Origin of the sequence: Apilactobacillus waqarii (assembly GCF_019061205.1) — a bacterium.
Taxonomy (GTDB): Bacteria; Bacillota; Bacilli; order Lactobacillales; family Lactobacillaceae; genus Apilactobacillus; species Apilactobacillus waqarii.
Window position 1 is genome coordinate 51,287 of the sequence record NZ_JAHQYH010000001.1, and the last position, 15,785, is coordinate 67,071.

Genomic DNA, 15,785 nt, shown 5'->3' on the forward strand with positions numbered 1-15,785 from the left:
CGCTATATTGACAGAACAAACTGAAGTAACCAAAGAATTTATTATTCATAATTTAGATTTTGAACCTAAGTTATTAGGGGCACAAAATAAATACGTTACAATTCTTGAAGAGGGTATGGAAGTATCAATTAATGCTTTTGGAACCAATGTAAAGGTATCCGGAAGTGAAGATAATGTTAATAAAGTTATTTCAATTTTTAAAAACTTAATGGACTTAATTCAAAACGGTGTCACATTGAATAGCAGTGACTTTGTTTCTGCTATGAATATGGCCAAAAATGATACGTTAAGTTATTTTAAAGAGCTATACAATCAAATATTAATCAAAGACTTTAAGGGTAAGCCAGTCCGTGTTAAGAACTTTGGCCAACGCCAATACGTGCAATCTGTAAAACGTAATGATATTACTTTCGGAATTGGACCAGCCGGTACTGGTAAAACATACTTAGCTGTGGTTATGGCAATCGCAGCATTAAAGCACGGTGATGTCGAAAAGATTATTTTAACAAGACCTGCCGTTGAAGCTGGTGAAAGCCTAGGTTTTCTACCAGGTGATTTAAAAGAAAAAGTTGATCCATACTTAAGACCAATTTACGATGCACTTCATTCAATTCTAGGTCGTGAACACACTGCTAGATTGATGGAAAGAGGAGTTATTGAAATTGCTCCATTAGCCTATATGCGTGGTAGAACATTGGACTCTGCCTTCGTTATCTTAGACGAAGCCCAAAACACCACAACTGCTCAAATGAAAATGTTTTTAACTCGTCTTGGCTTTGGTTCCAAGATGATTGTTAACGGTGATATATCTCAAATTGATTTGCCTAAACATGCAAGTAGCGGTCTAGTTCAAGCCCAATCAATCTTACAAAATGTTGAAAAAATTCGTTTTGTTAAGTTTGATTCTAAGGATGTTGTTAGACATCCAGTTGTTGCTAGAATTATCGATGCCTACGAAGAATATCAACAAAAATAGAAATTTTATAACAGGAGTACCAGAATGGATTTAGAAATTTACGATAAGACAAAAGACGGTGTAGACCAAAAACACATCGATTTAGTGGAAGATGTATTACAATTTGCTAGCAAGTCATTAGACCTTAAGGATAATACTGAAATGTCAGTAACATTCGTTAATAATGATGAAATTAAGGAAATTAACAGTAAGTATCGTGGTGTTGACCGCGCAACTGATGTTATTAGTTTTGCGATTGAAGACGGTGATGACGATTTTCCATTAATTATGGATGATGAAATGGCCGCAGAAATCCCAGAGAACATTGGTGACATCTTTGTTTCAATCGATAAGGTTGCTGAACAAGCAGAATTTTTAGACCACTCATACGAACGTGAATTAGGTTTCCTTGTTGTTCATGGATTCCTACACTTAAACGGTTATGATCACATGAAGCAAGAAGATGAAGACGTTATGTTCCCATTGCAAAGAAAGATAATGGACGACTATGGGCTTAAAAGATAAAAAAGAAGTCAGAAAAAATCGTAGTTTCGCCGAATCATTTAAGCACGCTTTTGATGGTTTAGTGATATTATGCAAGACAGAACGTAACTTTAGATTTCATCTAATTGCATCTTTAATCGTAGTGATTATTTCGTTTATTCTTAAGATTGATTTGAGCCAATGGGTTTGGATTTTGTTAGCAATATTTATTGTCTTAATCGCTGAAGTTGTAAATACGTTATGTGAATCAATTGTTAATTTAATTGTTGGTAATAAATATGATGAGATTGCCAAGAAGGCCAAAGATGTAGCGGCCGCAGGTGTGGTTATTGCGTCAATCTTTGCAGCAATTATCGGATTATTGGTATATGTTCCAATCATATTTGGACTTTAACAGCACGGAGGAATTATTATGGAATTTGATTCAAACTTTCATTCAGGATTTGTAGCTATCGTTGGTAGACCAAACGTTGGTAAGTCAACATTCTTAAACCGTATTATCGGTCAAAAGATTGCGATTATGAGTGATAAAGCACAAACAACTAGAAACAAGATTCAAGGTGTTTACACCGATGATGAATCACAAATTGTCTTCTTGGATACCCCAGGAATTCACAAACCAAATAACAAGTTAGATGATTTTATGGAAAAATCAGCTTTCTCAGCTTTAAAAGAAGTTGATGCTGTTTTATTCATGGTAAGTGCCACTGAAACAAGAGGTGCTGGAGATAACTTTATCATTAACCGCTTAAAGGATATTGATAAACCAGTCTACTTAATCATCAACAAGATTGATGAAATCAATCCAAACAAACTTCTAAGTATCATGGACATTTACAAGAAGGCGCTTGATTGGAAAGAAGTTTTCCCAATCTCTGCACTACAAGGTAACAATGTCGATGAATTGATGGACAACTTAAAGCAATTATTACCAGCTGGTCCACAATACTACCCAGAAGATGAAGTAACTGATCACCCAGAACGTTTTATCGTTGCTGAACTAATCAGAGAAAAAATATTAATGTTAGCAAGAGATGAAATTCCTTACTCAATTGCGATTGATATCTTAAGCATGAAGACCAAGGAAAATGGGAACGTAGATATTCAAGCTGATATCTTAGTAGACCGTCCTGGTCAAAAGGGAATCTTGATCGGTAAGCAAGGATCAATGTTAAAGAAGATTGGTACTCTAGCTCGACAAGATATCGAAGACCTATTAGGAAGCAAGGTTTATCTAAAACTTTGGGTTAAGGTTCATCCTGGATGGCGTAATGAATCATCTGTTCTTAAGTCATTAGGATACAAGAAGGATAATTACTAAAATTTTAAAAATGGTCGGTGAATAAAAATGGATTCACAAACATATATGAATTTTCACGGTATTTTACTATACCGAAAGAACTTCAAAGAAAATGATATGTTAGTTAAGTTTTTAACGGCCGAGGCAGGCAAGAAGATGTTTTTCATTCGAGGAGCTCGAAAAAGGGGCTTTAAGATGATGGCGGATATCTTGCCTTTTACCTATGGTACGTATTCTGGAAAGATAAATGCTGAAAACTTATCTTATATTTATAGTGGATTAGATACTGACCATTATGAAAACATTAGCGAGGATATTTTCTTAAATGCCTACGCCACTTACATTATGTCATTAGTCGACGTTGCGTTTCCTGATTCAACACCAATTCCGCATTGGTTCAATCAGCTATTTGCAGCGTTACGATTGATCGATAACGGTGTCGACCCTGAGGTAATTACCAACATCTGTGAAATCCAACTTCTAGGTGAGTTTGGGGTGCAACCTGAACTAAGGGGATGTGCCATTTGTGGTCGTAATGATTTGAACTTTGACTATTCCGAAGCCTATGGTGGCTTGATTTGCCAAAATCATTTTCATTTAGATGCCAACCGTTTGCACCTTGATCAAAAGACTATATATTATTTACGTCGTTTCTCAATTATTGATTTAAATAAATTGGGTAACGTGAATGTAAATGACAATACAAAACAACATTTAAGGATGCTTCTCGATAAAATTTACTCGGATTCTGTAGGAATTCATCTAAAGAGTAAAAGTTTCTTAGATCAAATGAATGACCTAAGATTATAGAATTGATTTTTTTGCAATTGTAAACTATAATTGAAATAAATAAATACGAATGGTAATGACAAAAGAGGGTCATTGAATAAAATGGATATTCAGCGATAGTAGGACAGTGTGAGCTACTTGCATTTTTCAATGATTGGCACTTTTTGAACCAAAGAAATCAAGCTGCTGACGAAACTCAGAAGTAGGGTGGAACCGCGAATAATCGTCCCTATGTAAACTGTATTTAAGTATACTTTTTGCATAGGTTTTTTTTATGCCATTCGTTTATTAGGAGGAAGTAACATGACAGAAAAGTTGTCAATGCAAGACATCATTTTAAAATTACAACAATACTGGTCATCACAAGGTTGTATGTTAATGCAAGCATACGATACTGAAAAAGGTGCCGGAACTATGAGTCCATACACATTCTTACGTGCAATTGGACCTGAACCTTGGAACGCAGCATACGTTGAACCTTCTAGAAGACCTGCTGATGGTAGATATGGTGAAAACCCTAACCGTTTATACCAACATCACCAATTCCAAGTAATCATGAAACCATCTCCTGAAAACATCCAAGAACTATACTTGGATAGTTTAAAAGAACTTGGCATTAACCCAGAAGAACACGATATTCGTTTCGTTGAAGATAACTGGGAAAACCCATCAATGGGTTGTGCCGGTGTTGGTTGGGAAATCTGGCTAGACGGAATGGAAGTTACTCAATTTACTTACTTCCAAATCGTTGGTGGTCAAGAAATGAACCCAGTTGCTTCAGAAATCACTTATGGTCTAGAAAGACTTGCTTCATACGTTCAAGACGTTAACAATGTTTTTGAACTAGAATGGAGCGATGGTGTTAAGTACGGTGATATCTTCAAGGAACCAGAATACGAACACTCAAAATACAGTTTCGAAGAAAGTAATCAAGAAATGTTACTAAAGATGTTTGATGACTTCGAAACAGAAGCTAAAAAACAAATCGCAAACGGCTTAGTTCACCCTGCATACGACTATGTTCTAAAATGTAGCCACACATTTAACTTATTAGATGCTAGAGGTGCCGTTTCAGTTACTGAACGTGCCGGATACCTTTCAAGAATCCGAAGAATGGCCAGAGAAATTGCTAAGGCCTTCATTGCTGAAAGAAAGAAACGTGGTTTCCCACTTATCAAAGATGAAAAATTAAGACAATCTCTTCTAAAAGATGATGAAAACAAGGAGGAAAAATAATGGCTCACACATTTTTACTTGAAATTGGACTAGAAGAAATGCCAGCTCATGTGGTAACTCCTAGTATCAAACAATTAGTTAAGAAGACTGAAGATTACTTAAAAGATCAAAGAATTGATTTTGATGCTGTTAAGCCATTCTCAACTCCTCGTCGTTTAACTATCCAAATTGAAGGTTTAGCTGATAAACAACCTGACGTAAACGAAACTGTAAAGGGTCCTGCTAAGAAGATTGCTTTAGATGACGAAGGCAACTGGTCAAAAGCAGCCATCGGTTTCACTAAGGGACAAGGCCTAAGCACCGACGATATTACCTTTAAAGAAGTTAAGGGTACTGAATATGTTTTTGTTGAAAAACATATTGCCGGAAAGCCTGTTAAAGAAGTCCTAATGGGATTAAATGATGTTATCACAAGCATGACATTTCCAACACTAATGAAGTGGAACGTTTACCGTTTGGACTTCATTCGTCCAATTAGATGGATGGTAGCTTTGTTAGATGACGAAGTATTACCAATTCAAATCCTAGACGTTACTGCTTCAAACGTAAGTCGTGGCCACAGATTCTTAGGTCAAGACACAACTATCAACTCAGCTGATGAATACGAAGAAAAGCTAAAAGAACAATTCGTAATTGTTGATGCTCAAAAACGTAAGGACTTAATCGTTAAACAAATCAAAGAAATCCAAGATGAAAACAACTGGGTAATTAACATTAACCAAGGTTTACTTGAAGAAGTTAACAACTTAGTCGAATGGCCAACTGCATTCTTTGGTAAGTTCGATGAAAAATACCTACAATTACCTTCAGAAGTTCTAATTACTTCAATGAAGGACAACCAAAGATTCTTCTACGTTAACGATCAAAATGGTAACATCTTACCATTCTTTATCTCAGTTAGAAACGGTAACAGCGAATACATTGAAAACGTGATTGCAGGTAACGAAAAAGTACTTACTGCGCGTCTAGAAGATGCAATGTTCTTCTACCAAGAAGATCAAGCAAAGGATATCGACTTCTACGTAAACAAGCTAAAGAAGGTAAGTTTCCACGACAAGATTTCAACTATGTTTGAAAAAATGCAACGTGTTGAAAAGATTGCCGAAGTAATTGGTCAACATGCTAAACTAAGCGACCAAGAACTAAAAGATGTTAAACGTGCTGCTCAAATTTACAAGTTTGATTTAGTTACCGGTATGGTTGGTGAATTCTCAGAACTACAAGGTGTAATGGGTGAAAAGTATGCTCTATTAAAGGGTGAAAATGAAGCCGTTGCTACTGCTATTCGTGAACACTACATGCCAATTTCAGCAACTGGTGAACTACCAGCAACTAAGGTTGGTTCAGTTCTTTCTCTAGCTGATAAATTTGACAGTATCCTAACTTTCTTTGCCGCTGGTATGATTCCAAGTGGTTCAAATGACCCATATGCATTGAGAAGACAAGCTAACGGTATCGTTAGAATTGTTAAGAACGAAGAACTAAACTTCAACTTAACTGAAATGATGGAAGCATTCATCAATGCTGAAAAGGATGCTAACGTTGCTCCTGACTTGGATCAAAACAAGGAAATTAGCGAAATCGTTTCATTCATCAAGGATAGAATTGTTAAGCAACTAAAGGCCGACAAGATTAGACATGATATTATCGATGCTGCAGGTAACTCAAACAATGATAATATCGAATTTATCTTTAACGTTGCCGACATTCTAGACGAACACAAGGAAGATGATAACTTCAAGGAATCAGTTGAAGCATTAACTCGTGTTCTAAGAATTTCAGAAAAACAAGACTTTGCTTCAGACGACTTAAATGTTGATGAATCATTGTTTGAAAACGATTCTGAAAAGAACCTTCATTCAAACGTTGAAGCAATCTCTGGTGACTTCTTCTCACTAAGTGCAAACGACGAATACAACAAGTTATTCGACTTGAAGGATTCAATTAACGACTACTTTGACCAAACAATGGTTATGGCTAAAGACGAAAACGTTAAGAACAATCACTTACGTGAACTAACTAAGTTATCAAACATGATTAACTGGTTTGCTGATTTAAACCAACTAATCGTAAAATAGAATTGATAGACAAACCTATGATGGGTTGATAAAATACTGTATAATATTTATTCGTATTTTTAACAAAAGTCGCACTAAAAATCGGTGCGACTTTTATCAGTGAAAGGAGATATGCTGACAATGATTCCTGAAGAAGTAATTGATCAGATTAGAAATGAAACCAACATTGCCGATGTTGTTGGTCAATTTGTTTCATTGAAAAAATCTGGTAGTAATCTATTTGGTATATGTCCATTTCATAATGAAAACACTGCATCATTTTCTGTTAATGAACAAAAACAAATCTTTCACTGCTTCAGTTGTGGAAGAGGTGGAAATGTCTTTAAGTTCATGATGGAATTGGAAAATCTTTCATATCCGGAAGCGGTAATGAGAGTTGCTGATATGCAAGGAATTGAAATTCCAGACCAATATAGGCATTCCAATAAAGCTAAATCAAACATCAATCCGGTTGAGAAAAAATTAATCTATATGCATGAGTTAGCCACTGAATTGTACAGTCATATTTTGATGAATACTGAAGTGGGGCAACCAGCATTAGATTACTTGCACGAACGAGGATTGACCGATGAGACCATCAAGTTCTACCGTTTGGGATTTGCACCTAAGGAACAAATCTTAAATAAGTTTTTGGAAAACAAGAAAGTTCAATATGATGACATGAGAAAATCTGGTCTATTTATTGAAACTGACGATGGTAAACTTCGTGATCGTTTCTTTGACCGTATCATGTTCCCAATTAAAAACGAGTTTGGCAATCTGATTGGTTTCTCAGGACGTGTAATGGATAAAAATGCCTCAACGGCAAAATACCTAAACAGTCCTGAAACTGACATTTTCAACAAACGAAAAGTCTTATTCAACCTATCTGACGCTAAGACAACCATTCAAAAGCAAAAGAATGTTATCTTGTTTGAAGGATTCATGGATGTTATATCTGCTTATCAATCAGGTGTAACCAACGGAATTGCTTCAATGGGAACTAGTCTTACCACCGAACAAATCGCTACGATTAAACGTTTAACACCAAGCGTTAGTGTTTGTTATGATGGTGATGCACCGGGACAAAATGCGATTAATCGAGCATTGTCATTACTAGGTAATACAGATTTATCTCTAGGTGTTATTCAAATGCCTGAGGGAATTGATCCCGATGAATATCGTAAACAATATGGTGAGGAAAAGTTTGCTAGTTATATGCATTCTGCCTATGAATCGCCACTTTCGTTTAAGATGCGATACTTCAAGTTGAACCGTAACTTGGATAACGAAACTGACCAGATTAGCTATATTAACGATGTCTTACAGGAAGTTGCTAAGATTTCCGATCCATTGGAAAGAGACATTTATGTTAACCAATTATCTGATCAATTTAACTTGAACAAGTTAGATTTGACTAATCGAATGAATACCTATATTCAAAAGAATAATGTTAACAAGTCGATTCAAAAATCAAGGGATGAACCACAACAAGGTCATCCAGTCATCCAACCAATTGATAACGTCAGATCACACAGCAAGGTTGAATTGGCGGAATTATATCTATTTAATCGCATTTTGATGTCACGTGAAATGTGGCAACATTTGATGAGTAAAGATGGTTTTTCATTTGTGGATGATGATTTTCAACTTCTATACACATTGGCACAAGGCTATATGGCAACACATGACGAATATAAATCAGCAGAGTTTCAAGACTTCATTAAAGAAGAAAAGTTACAAAACATGTTGATTAATATCGAAATGTTACCGTTAAGCGATGCGCCAAATAAAGAAGAGGTTGACGATTATGTTAATATAATAATGAATGAGGCGCCGATCGATGTTCAGCTTAAGAACAAACAGGCTGAATTGAATGATGCCAAGAAGCTAGGGGATGTTGATAAGCAAACCGAACTAGCGATGGAAATCATCAAGTTACAAAGACAAAAACAGTTGAACGACAGATCGTAATTTAGGAGGCACTTTAATGGCTGAAAAGAAGTTAAACAAGAAAGAACTAAAAGAATCAACCAACGCTTTAATTAAGAAGCAAAAGAAAGTTGGACACGTTACTTATGACGATGTTAATGACACAATTGCTGTGCCATTCAAGCTAACTAAGACTGAAATGTATGAATTACTAGAAAAAATCGAAGACGCTGGTATCAGTGTTGTTGATAAAAATGGTGATCCAGATCCACGTGCCCTAGAAGCAGCTAAGAAGGTTACCCAAGCTGAATTGAAGAACTCAGCTTCAGCTCCTACTGGTGTTAAAATTAACGACCCAGTTAGAATGTACCTAAAAGAAATTGGACGTGTTCCACTTCTAACTGCTGACCAAGAAGTTGACTTGGCTCTTCGTATCGAAGAAGGCGATGAAGAAGCTAAACAGGAACTAGCTGAAGCTAACCTTCGTTTGGTTGTTTCAATTGCTAAGCGTTACGTTGGTCGTGGTATGCAATTCTTGGATTTAATTCAAGAAGGTAACATGGGTCTAATGAAGGCCGTAGAAAAGTTTGATTACAGAAAAGGTTTCAAGTTCTCAACTTACGCTACTTGGTGGATTAGACAAGCTATTACACGTGCGATTGCTGACCAAGCTAGAACCATCAGAATTCCAGTTCACATGGTTGAAACAATCAACAAATTAATCCGTATTCAAAGACAATTACTTCAAGATTTAGGTCGTGAACCTACACCTGAAGAAATTGGTGCTGAAATGGATATGCCAACTCAAAAGGTTAGAAGCATTCTAAAGATTTCTCAAGAACCAGTTTCTCTAGAAACACCAATTGGTGAAGAAGATGACTCTCACTTAGGTGACTTTATCGAAGACCAAGATGCAACTAGTCCAGCCGACCACGCTGCATACGAATTACTAAAGGAACAACTTGAAGGTGTCTTAGATACTCTAACTGACCGTGAAGAAAACGTACTAAGATTACGTTTCGGTCTAGACGATGGTCGTACTAGAACCCTTGAAGAAGTTGGTAAGGTATTTGGTGTTACTCGTGAAAGAATTAGACAAATTGAAGCTAAGGCTTTGAGAAAGTTACGCCACCCATCCAGAAGTAAACAACTAAAGGATTTCCTTGAATAATAATTAAAACAGATAGCATTTGCTATCTGTTTTTTATTTTCTATAGCGGTTATAATATAAATAATAACAAAGTAGAAAAGGTGTTTTTATGGACGCAAATAAGTTATCTCAAAGATTGAAAGTAGTTGCAGATTTTGTTCCGCAAAATAGTCGAGTAGCAGACATCGGATCAGACCATGCATACTTGCCAGTTTATTTGATGAAACAAAAACAAATTGAATTTGGAATTGCTAGTGAGGTTGCTAAGGGACCCCTAGACAACGCAATTCAAGAAATTAAAGCTGAAGGTCTAAGTGATCGAATCGACACTAGATTAGCTGATGGATTATTATCAGTACAACCAGAGGACAAAATTGATTGTGTTACCATTGCTGGAATGGGTGGAACTTTAATCAAGAATATCCTAGAGAACGGTAAGTCACACTTATCAGGCGACGAATTATTGATACTTCAACCAAACGTTGGAGAAGATCGATTAAGAACTTGGCTAACGAATAACCAATATGAAATTAGTGATGAAACCATCTTAAGAGAAGATGGTCATACCTATGAAATTATCGTTGCGAAAAAGACTGACAAATCATTTGAATACACAGAACAAGAAATTAAGTTTGGTCCATTTTTACTAAAACAACACTCAGATGTTTTCGTTGAAAAGTGGGAAAACGAAATTGAAAGAATTGAAATGGTAATTGACCAAATGAACTTGGCTAAGCATGACAAACCAGTTGATAAGATTAATTCAATGAAGAAAGAAATTGAGGAAATTAAAGAGGTGTTATAAATGAAAGCATTCGACTTAATTAACCAGTTTGAAAAATTTGCACCAAAGGAGATTGCGGTTGAACACGACCCAATCGGTTTGCAAATCGGATCGATTAATCAAGAAATTCATAAGGTATTAGTAACCTTAGACGTTAGACCAGAAGTGGTTGAAGAAGCGATTGAAAACGACTGTGATATGATTTTTTCTCATCATCCAGCGATGTTTAGACCCGTTAAGAACATGGATTTAGATGTCCCACAAAACAAGATGTATGCCGATATCATTAAGCACAACATCGTTGTTTATTCTGCCCACACCAATTTAGATAATGCCGATGGCGGTATGAACGATTGGTTAGCTGAAGCAATGGACTTAAGAAACGTGGAAGGACTAGTAAGTCAAGGAGACTATAAGGGCGTTGAATACTTCATGGGTCGCATTGGTGAACTAAAGGAAACCACAACAGTCGAACAATTTGCGCATAATTGTAAGGAATACTTTAACGTTTCCGGCCTTCGATTAATTAGTCATGAATTGAATAAACCAGTTAAAAAAGTCGCGGTTTTAGGTGGCGATGGTGGTAAGTTCTATAATATTGCTAAGGATAAAGGTGCAGACGTTTATGTTACCGGGGATGTTTATTATCATGTCGGTCATGATATGATTGCTGACCATATGTCAGTTGTCGATCCTGGCCACCATATTGAAAGTATTTGTAAGCCATATTTGGCAGAAATGTTCAAAGAGTGGGCAAAAGATTATGATTGGCCAATAGATGTGATAGAATCTTCTATAAACACTGATCCATATCAATTTATTTAGGGGGAAACACCATGAGTAAGTATGAAGACTTAGTACCTCGTTTTTTGAGATACGTTAAGATTAACACGCGTTCTGATGAAAGCAGCACTGCTATTCCATCAGCAAACCGTGAAACAGTATTTTTGAACCAATTAAAGGAAGAACTAAAAGAAATTGGATTATCTAACGTAAGAACAAATGAAGAAAGTGCATATGTATTTGCGACTCTACCTTCAAACATCGACAAAGATGTGAAGAAAATTGGTTTCATTTCACATATTGATACTGCTGATTTTAATTCAGAAAATGTGAACCCACAATTTGTAGAAAACTATGATGGAAAATCAAACATCAAATTAGGTGACGGTGAATACAACTTAGATCCAAACGTATTTGAAAGTCTACATAAGTATTCTGGTGATACTCTTATCACAACTGATGGAACCACTTTATTAGGAGCTGACGACAAGTCAGGAGTTTCCGAAATCATTTCATCCATGAAGTACTTAATTGACCATCCTGAAATTAAGCACGGTGAAATCGAAGTTGGGTTTGGTCCGGACGAAGAAATCGGAACCGGTTCATTGAAGTTTGATGTTGAAGATTTTGGTGCTGATATGGCTTACACCGTTGATGGTGGAGCTAAGGGTCAATTACAATATGAAACATTTAACGCTGCTGGTGCAACCGTTGAAATTAAAGGAACCGATGTCCATCCTGGTGAAGCCAAAGATGTTATGGTCAATGCAGCTCTATTAGCAATGGAATTCAATTCTAAACTACCTGCATACGAAAGACCTGAATACACTGATGGTAAGGAAGGATTCTACTTCTTACTTGAAATCAACGGTACTCCAGACAACACTAAGATGTCATACATCATCAGAGATCATGACAGAAATCGTTTTGAAGAAAGAAAACAATACTTCAAAAAGATTGCTGATGAAATGAACAAACAATTTGACTATGACCGTGTTCATGTTGAAGTTAAAGATCAATACTACAACATGGCCGAAGTAATCGAAAAGAACATGGAAGTCGTTGACTTAGCCAAAGAAGCAATGAACAACGTTGATGTTAAACCAGACATTTTCCCAGTTCGTGGAGGGACTGATGGTTCAACAATCTCATTCAAGGGATTACCAACACCAAACTTGTTTGCCGGTGGTGAAAACATGCACGGTCGTTTTGAATACGTATCTGTTCAAACAATGGAAAAAGCATGTGACGTCATTATTGAAATCGCTAAATTAAACGCAGAAAAATAATTAGTCAAAAAAGGTCAAAATAATTTGATTTAATGTGACCTTTTGTTAAAATTTACCTATGAGATGGATTTCTCATAGGTATTTTTTATTAAGTAGGTGAAATAATTGAATCCAGATGAATTAACAGAAGCAGTATCACAAGCGTTAGCTGAAGCACAAAAGGTGGCTGCTAATCGCAAACATCAAGAAATCACTATTACCCATTTATTCAAGGTATTGGTTCAACCAGGTGAATTAGCAAGACAAATTTTTGCTGAAGCAGGGATGAACGTTGATGATTTCGAAAAGCAATTGGATCAACAACTAGATGAAATTGCAACAGTAGATGGCCAAGGCGTGGCCTATGGACAAAATATTTCATCTAGTATGCTCGAACTATTACAAAATGCAGAAAAAGAAAAAACAAACTTGGGTGATGGCTACGTTGCTGTTGATACATTAGTAATCGCATTAATGGATACAACAGGAAACAAAGTTGTCGACTATGTAAAAGACCAAGGAATTACAAAACAAAAGATTGAAGAAGTAGTACAAAATATCAGAGGGGGCGAAAAGGTGACTTCAAAGAATCAAGAAGATAATTATCAAGCACTTAAGAAATATGGTGTCGACTTGGTTGCCGAAGCCAGAGCAGGTAAGTTAGGCCCTATTATCGGAAGAGACGAAGAAATTCTAGACGTAATTAGAATTCTTTCCAGAATGACCAAGAATAACCCTGTTTTGATTGGGGACCCTGGTGTTGGTAAGACCGCCATTGTTGAAGGTTTAGCAAAACGTATTGCCGTAAATGACGTTCCTGAAAACTTAAAGGATAAGTCTTTATTTGAATTAGACATGAGTTCATTGATTGCTGGTGCCAAGTACCGTGGTGAATTCGAAGAACGTTTGAAGGCTGTTTTAAAGGCTGTTAAAAAGTCTGAAGGTCAAATTATCATGTTCATCGATGAAATTCATAACATTGTTGGTGCAGGTAAATCAGAAGGTAGTATGGATGCCGGAAACATCTTAAAACCAATGTTAGCTCGTGGTGAGCTACATTTGATTGGTGCAACTACTGTTGATGAATACAGAAAGTACATGCAAAAAGATAAAGCACTTGAAAGACGTTTTCAAAAGGTTAGCGTTGATGAACCAAGTGTTGACGATACCATCACAATTCTTCGTGGAATTAAGGAACGACTAGAAATTCATCACGGAGTAAGAATTCACGACAACGCCTTAGTTGCAGCTGCTAAGTTAGCAGACCGTTATATTCCAGATCGTTTCTTACCAGATAAAGCGATTGATTTAGTTGATGAAGCATCTTCCACAATCGAAGTTGAAATGAATTCCAATCCAACTGAATTGGATCAAGCCAACCGTAAGTTAATGCGTGCCGAAGTCGAAGAAGCCGCATTAAAGAACGAAGAAGACGATGAATCCAAGGCTCGTTTGGCCAAACTAGAACCAGAACTAGCAAACTTAAAGGAAACCGTTAATAAGTTAAACGCTAGATGGCAACAAGAAAAATCATCCATTAAGACATTAGGTGACAAGAAGGCTGAATTAGACCAAGCTAAAAATGACTTGCAACAAGCCGAAAGTTCATACGACCTAAATAAGGCTGCAATTCTAAAACACGGTACGATTCCAAAGCTTGAAGAAGAACTTGCTAAGATGGAAAACCAAGACCATGAAGATGACTGGTTGGTTAGTGAGTCAGTTACAGAAGACGGCATTGCCGAAGTATTAAGCCGTGAAACTAAGATTCCTGTAGCCCGTTTGATGCAAGGTGAAAGAGAAAAACTACTTCATTTAGACGATAACTTGCACAAGCGAGTAGTTGGTCAAGATGAAGCCGTTGAAGCTGTTTCCGATGCAGTATTACGTTCTAGAGCTGGTCTACAAGACCCAAGCAAGCCATTAGGATCATTTTTATTCCTAGGACCTACCGGTGTTGGTAAGACCGAACTTGCAAAATCATTAGCTGAAAACTTATTTGATTCAGAAGAACACATGGTAAGAATTGACATGTCAGAATACATGGAAAAAGAATCGGTTTCCAGACTTGTTGGTGCTGCTCCAGGATATGTTGGTTACGAAGAAGGTGGCCAATTAACTGAAGCCGTTAGAAGAGACCCATACACCATTGTTTTATTTGATGAAATAGAAAAAGCGCATCCTGATGTCTTCAACGTCTTACTACAAGTGTTAGACGATGGAAGATTAACTGATGGTCAAGGCCACACAGTTGACTTCAAGAATACGCTATTGATTATGACATCAAACCTAGGTTCTGATATCTTATTGAATGGTTTGGATAAAGACGGCAATATTTCTGATAAGGCTAAGAAACAAGTCAATGAATTGTTGAAGAAGAGCTTTAAGCCAGAATTCCTAAACCGAATTGATGACATCATCACATTCAAGCCACTATCCAAGAATGATGTAAGACAAATTGTTAAGCATTTAATCGACCAATTAGGTCAACGTTTAAAAGATCAACAAATCAAGATTGAAGTTAGTGATGAAGCGCTAGACTGGATCACTGATAATGGATACGACCCACAATATGGTGGAAGACCATTACAAAGATTTGTTACAAGAAATGTCGAAACACCATTGGCTAAGTTAATCATTGCAGACAAGGTAAAAGCCAAATCTACAGTTAAGATTGGATTAGCTAACAATGAATTAACATTTGAATAAACAAAAAAGCTCAAGTTAATTAACTTGAGCTTTTATTATTTGACTGAGTGTTTTGAAATAAGTGTTAAAGCGTTAACAGCGATTAATACAACAACGGCTGATACGACACCAATTTCAGTTAAGTTATAGGTTAGTCCAGTTAATTGACTGGCAATGTATCCGATGATTTCACCGAAGATAACAGCCCAGAAAATAACTAATAGATTTGAAATAATGAATTTCATCATATCCACCTCACATTTCATAGAAATTTTACCACAGTTAAGAAGTAAAAAACAGTTATAAATAATCCAACGAATTGATATTTTTGTTATAATT

14 protein-coding genes are annotated in these 15,785 nt (G+C 36.4%); 13 read left to right on the plus strand and 1 reads right to left on the minus strand.

Annotated elements, in window-relative coordinates; genetic code table 11:
* The first annotated feature begins 7 nt into the window (after positions 1-7).
* The 13 genes from KTJ72_RS00220 to clpB all read left to right on the plus strand — a co-directional run bounded on the left by KTJ72_RS00220 (position 8) and on the right by clpB (position 15,467).
* Positions 8-976 carry a PhoH family protein gene (locus KTJ72_RS00220; protein WP_034533953.1) on the plus strand — a complete coding sequence of 323 codons (969 nt, stop codon included), beginning with the start codon at positions 8-10 and terminating at the stop codon, positions 974-976.
* A gap of 24 nt (positions 977-1,000) precedes the next feature.
* Positions 1,001-1,480, plus strand: coding sequence for an rRNA maturation RNase YbeY (ybeY, locus tag KTJ72_RS00225; RefSeq protein WP_034533950.1), 480 nt, complete (start codon positions 1,001-1,003; stop codon positions 1,478-1,480).
* A complete protein-coding gene (locus KTJ72_RS00230; protein WP_034533947.1) occupies positions 1,464-1,853 on the plus strand; it encodes a diacylglycerol kinase family protein in 390 nt (129 codons plus the stop codon). Before ybeY ends, KTJ72_RS00230 begins: the two co-directional genes overlap by 17 nt.
* Before the next feature lie 15 nt (positions 1,854-1,868).
* Positions 1,869-2,780: a GTPase Era gene (gene era, locus KTJ72_RS00235; protein WP_430385410.1), complete on the plus strand. Its 912-nt coding sequence runs from the start codon at positions 1,869-1,871 to the stop codon at positions 2,778-2,780.
* Positions 2,781-2,807: 27 nt separating this feature from the next.
* Positions 2,808-3,569, plus strand: a complete 762-nt coding sequence (recO, locus tag KTJ72_RS00240; RefSeq protein ID WP_217303857.1) for a DNA repair protein RecO — start codon at positions 2,808-2,810, stop codon at positions 3,567-3,569.
* 282 nt (positions 3,570-3,851) lie between these two features.
* On the plus strand, positions 3,852-4,784 hold the full coding sequence (gene glyQ / locus KTJ72_RS00245) for a glycine--tRNA ligase subunit alpha (RefSeq protein WP_034530772.1): 933 nt from the start codon (positions 3,852-3,854) through the stop codon (positions 4,782-4,784).
* Positions 4,784-6,862, plus strand: a complete 2,079-nt coding sequence (glyS, locus tag KTJ72_RS00250; protein ID WP_217303858.1) for a glycine--tRNA ligase subunit beta — start codon at positions 4,784-4,786, stop codon at positions 6,860-6,862. Before glyQ ends, glyS begins: the two co-directional genes overlap by 1 nt.
* Before the next feature lie 111 nt (positions 6,863-6,973).
* On the plus strand, positions 6,974-8,815 hold the full coding sequence (gene dnaG, locus KTJ72_RS00255) for a DNA primase (RefSeq protein ID WP_249419520.1): 1,842 nt from the start codon (positions 6,974-6,976) through the stop codon (positions 8,813-8,815).
* 16 nt (positions 8,816-8,831) lie between these two features.
* Positions 8,832-9,944 carry an RNA polymerase sigma factor RpoD gene (gene rpoD, locus KTJ72_RS00260; protein WP_034530776.1) on the plus strand — a complete coding sequence of 371 codons (1,113 nt, stop codon included), beginning with the start codon at positions 8,832-8,834 and terminating at the stop codon, positions 9,942-9,944.
* Positions 9,945-10,032: 88 nt separating this feature from the next.
* Positions 10,033-10,728 (plus strand): tRNA (adenine(22)-N(1))-methyltransferase, encoded by a 696-nt coding sequence (locus KTJ72_RS00265; protein ID WP_217303859.1) that lies wholly within the window; start codon positions 10,033-10,035, stop codon positions 10,726-10,728.
* Entirely contained in the window at positions 10,729-11,532 is an 804-nt protein-coding gene (locus KTJ72_RS00270) for a Nif3-like dinuclear metal center hexameric protein (protein ID WP_094750369.1), read from the plus strand.
* 11 nt (positions 11,533-11,543) lie between these two features.
* Entirely contained in the window at positions 11,544-12,779 is a 1,236-nt protein-coding gene (pepT, locus tag KTJ72_RS00275) for a peptidase T (RefSeq protein ID WP_217303860.1), read from the plus strand.
* Positions 12,780-12,884: 105 nt separating this feature from the next.
* Complete coding sequence (clpB, locus tag KTJ72_RS00280) at positions 12,885-15,467, plus strand: ATP-dependent chaperone ClpB (RefSeq protein ID WP_057197903.1); 2,583 nt, start codon at positions 12,885-12,887, stop codon at positions 15,465-15,467.
* Between the two features lie 35 nt (positions 15,468-15,502).
* Here the strand turns inward: clpB and KTJ72_RS00285 are convergent, their stop codons facing one another.
* Positions 15,503-15,694: a DUF2929 family protein gene (locus KTJ72_RS00285; RefSeq protein ID WP_225349239.1), complete on the minus strand. Its 192-nt coding sequence runs from the start codon at positions 15,692-15,694 to the stop codon at positions 15,503-15,505.
* Positions 15,695-15,785 lie beyond the last annotated feature (91 nt).

Bases quoted from the DNA above. Each gene is read 5' to 3' on its own strand.
- ybeY (WP_034533950.1), top strand. From the start codon at position 1,001: ATGGATTTAGAAATTTACGATAAGACAAAAGACGGTGTAGACCAAAAA.
- KTJ72_RS00230 (WP_034533947.1), top strand. From the start codon at position 1,464: ATGGGCTTAAAAGATAAAAAAGAAGTCAGAAAAAATCGTAGTTTCGCC.
- recO (WP_217303857.1), top strand. From the start codon at position 2,808: ATGGATTCACAAACATATATGAATTTTCACGGTATTTTACTATACCGA.
- glyQ (WP_034530772.1), top strand. From the start codon at position 3,852: ATGACAGAAAAGTTGTCAATGCAAGACATCATTTTAAAATTACAACAA.
- glyS (WP_217303858.1), top strand. From the start codon at position 4,784: ATGGCTCACACATTTTTACTTGAAATTGGACTAGAAGAAATGCCAGCT.
- dnaG (WP_249419520.1), top strand. From the start codon at position 6,974: ATGCTGACAATGATTCCTGAAGAAGTAATTGATCAGATTAGAAATGAA.
- rpoD (WP_034530776.1), top strand. From the start codon at position 8,832: ATGGCTGAAAAGAAGTTAAACAAGAAAGAACTAAAAGAATCAACCAAC.
- KTJ72_RS00265 (WP_217303859.1), top strand. From the start codon at position 10,033: ATGGACGCAAATAAGTTATCTCAAAGATTGAAAGTAGTTGCAGATTTT.
- KTJ72_RS00270 (WP_094750369.1), top strand. From the start codon at position 10,729: ATGAAAGCATTCGACTTAATTAACCAGTTTGAAAAATTTGCACCAAAG.
- pepT (WP_217303860.1), top strand. From the start codon at position 11,544: ATGAGTAAGTATGAAGACTTAGTACCTCGTTTTTTGAGATACGTTAAG.
- KTJ72_RS00285 (WP_225349239.1), bottom strand. From the start codon at position 15,694: ATGATGAAATTCATTATTTCAAATCTATTAGTTATTTTCTGGGCTGTT.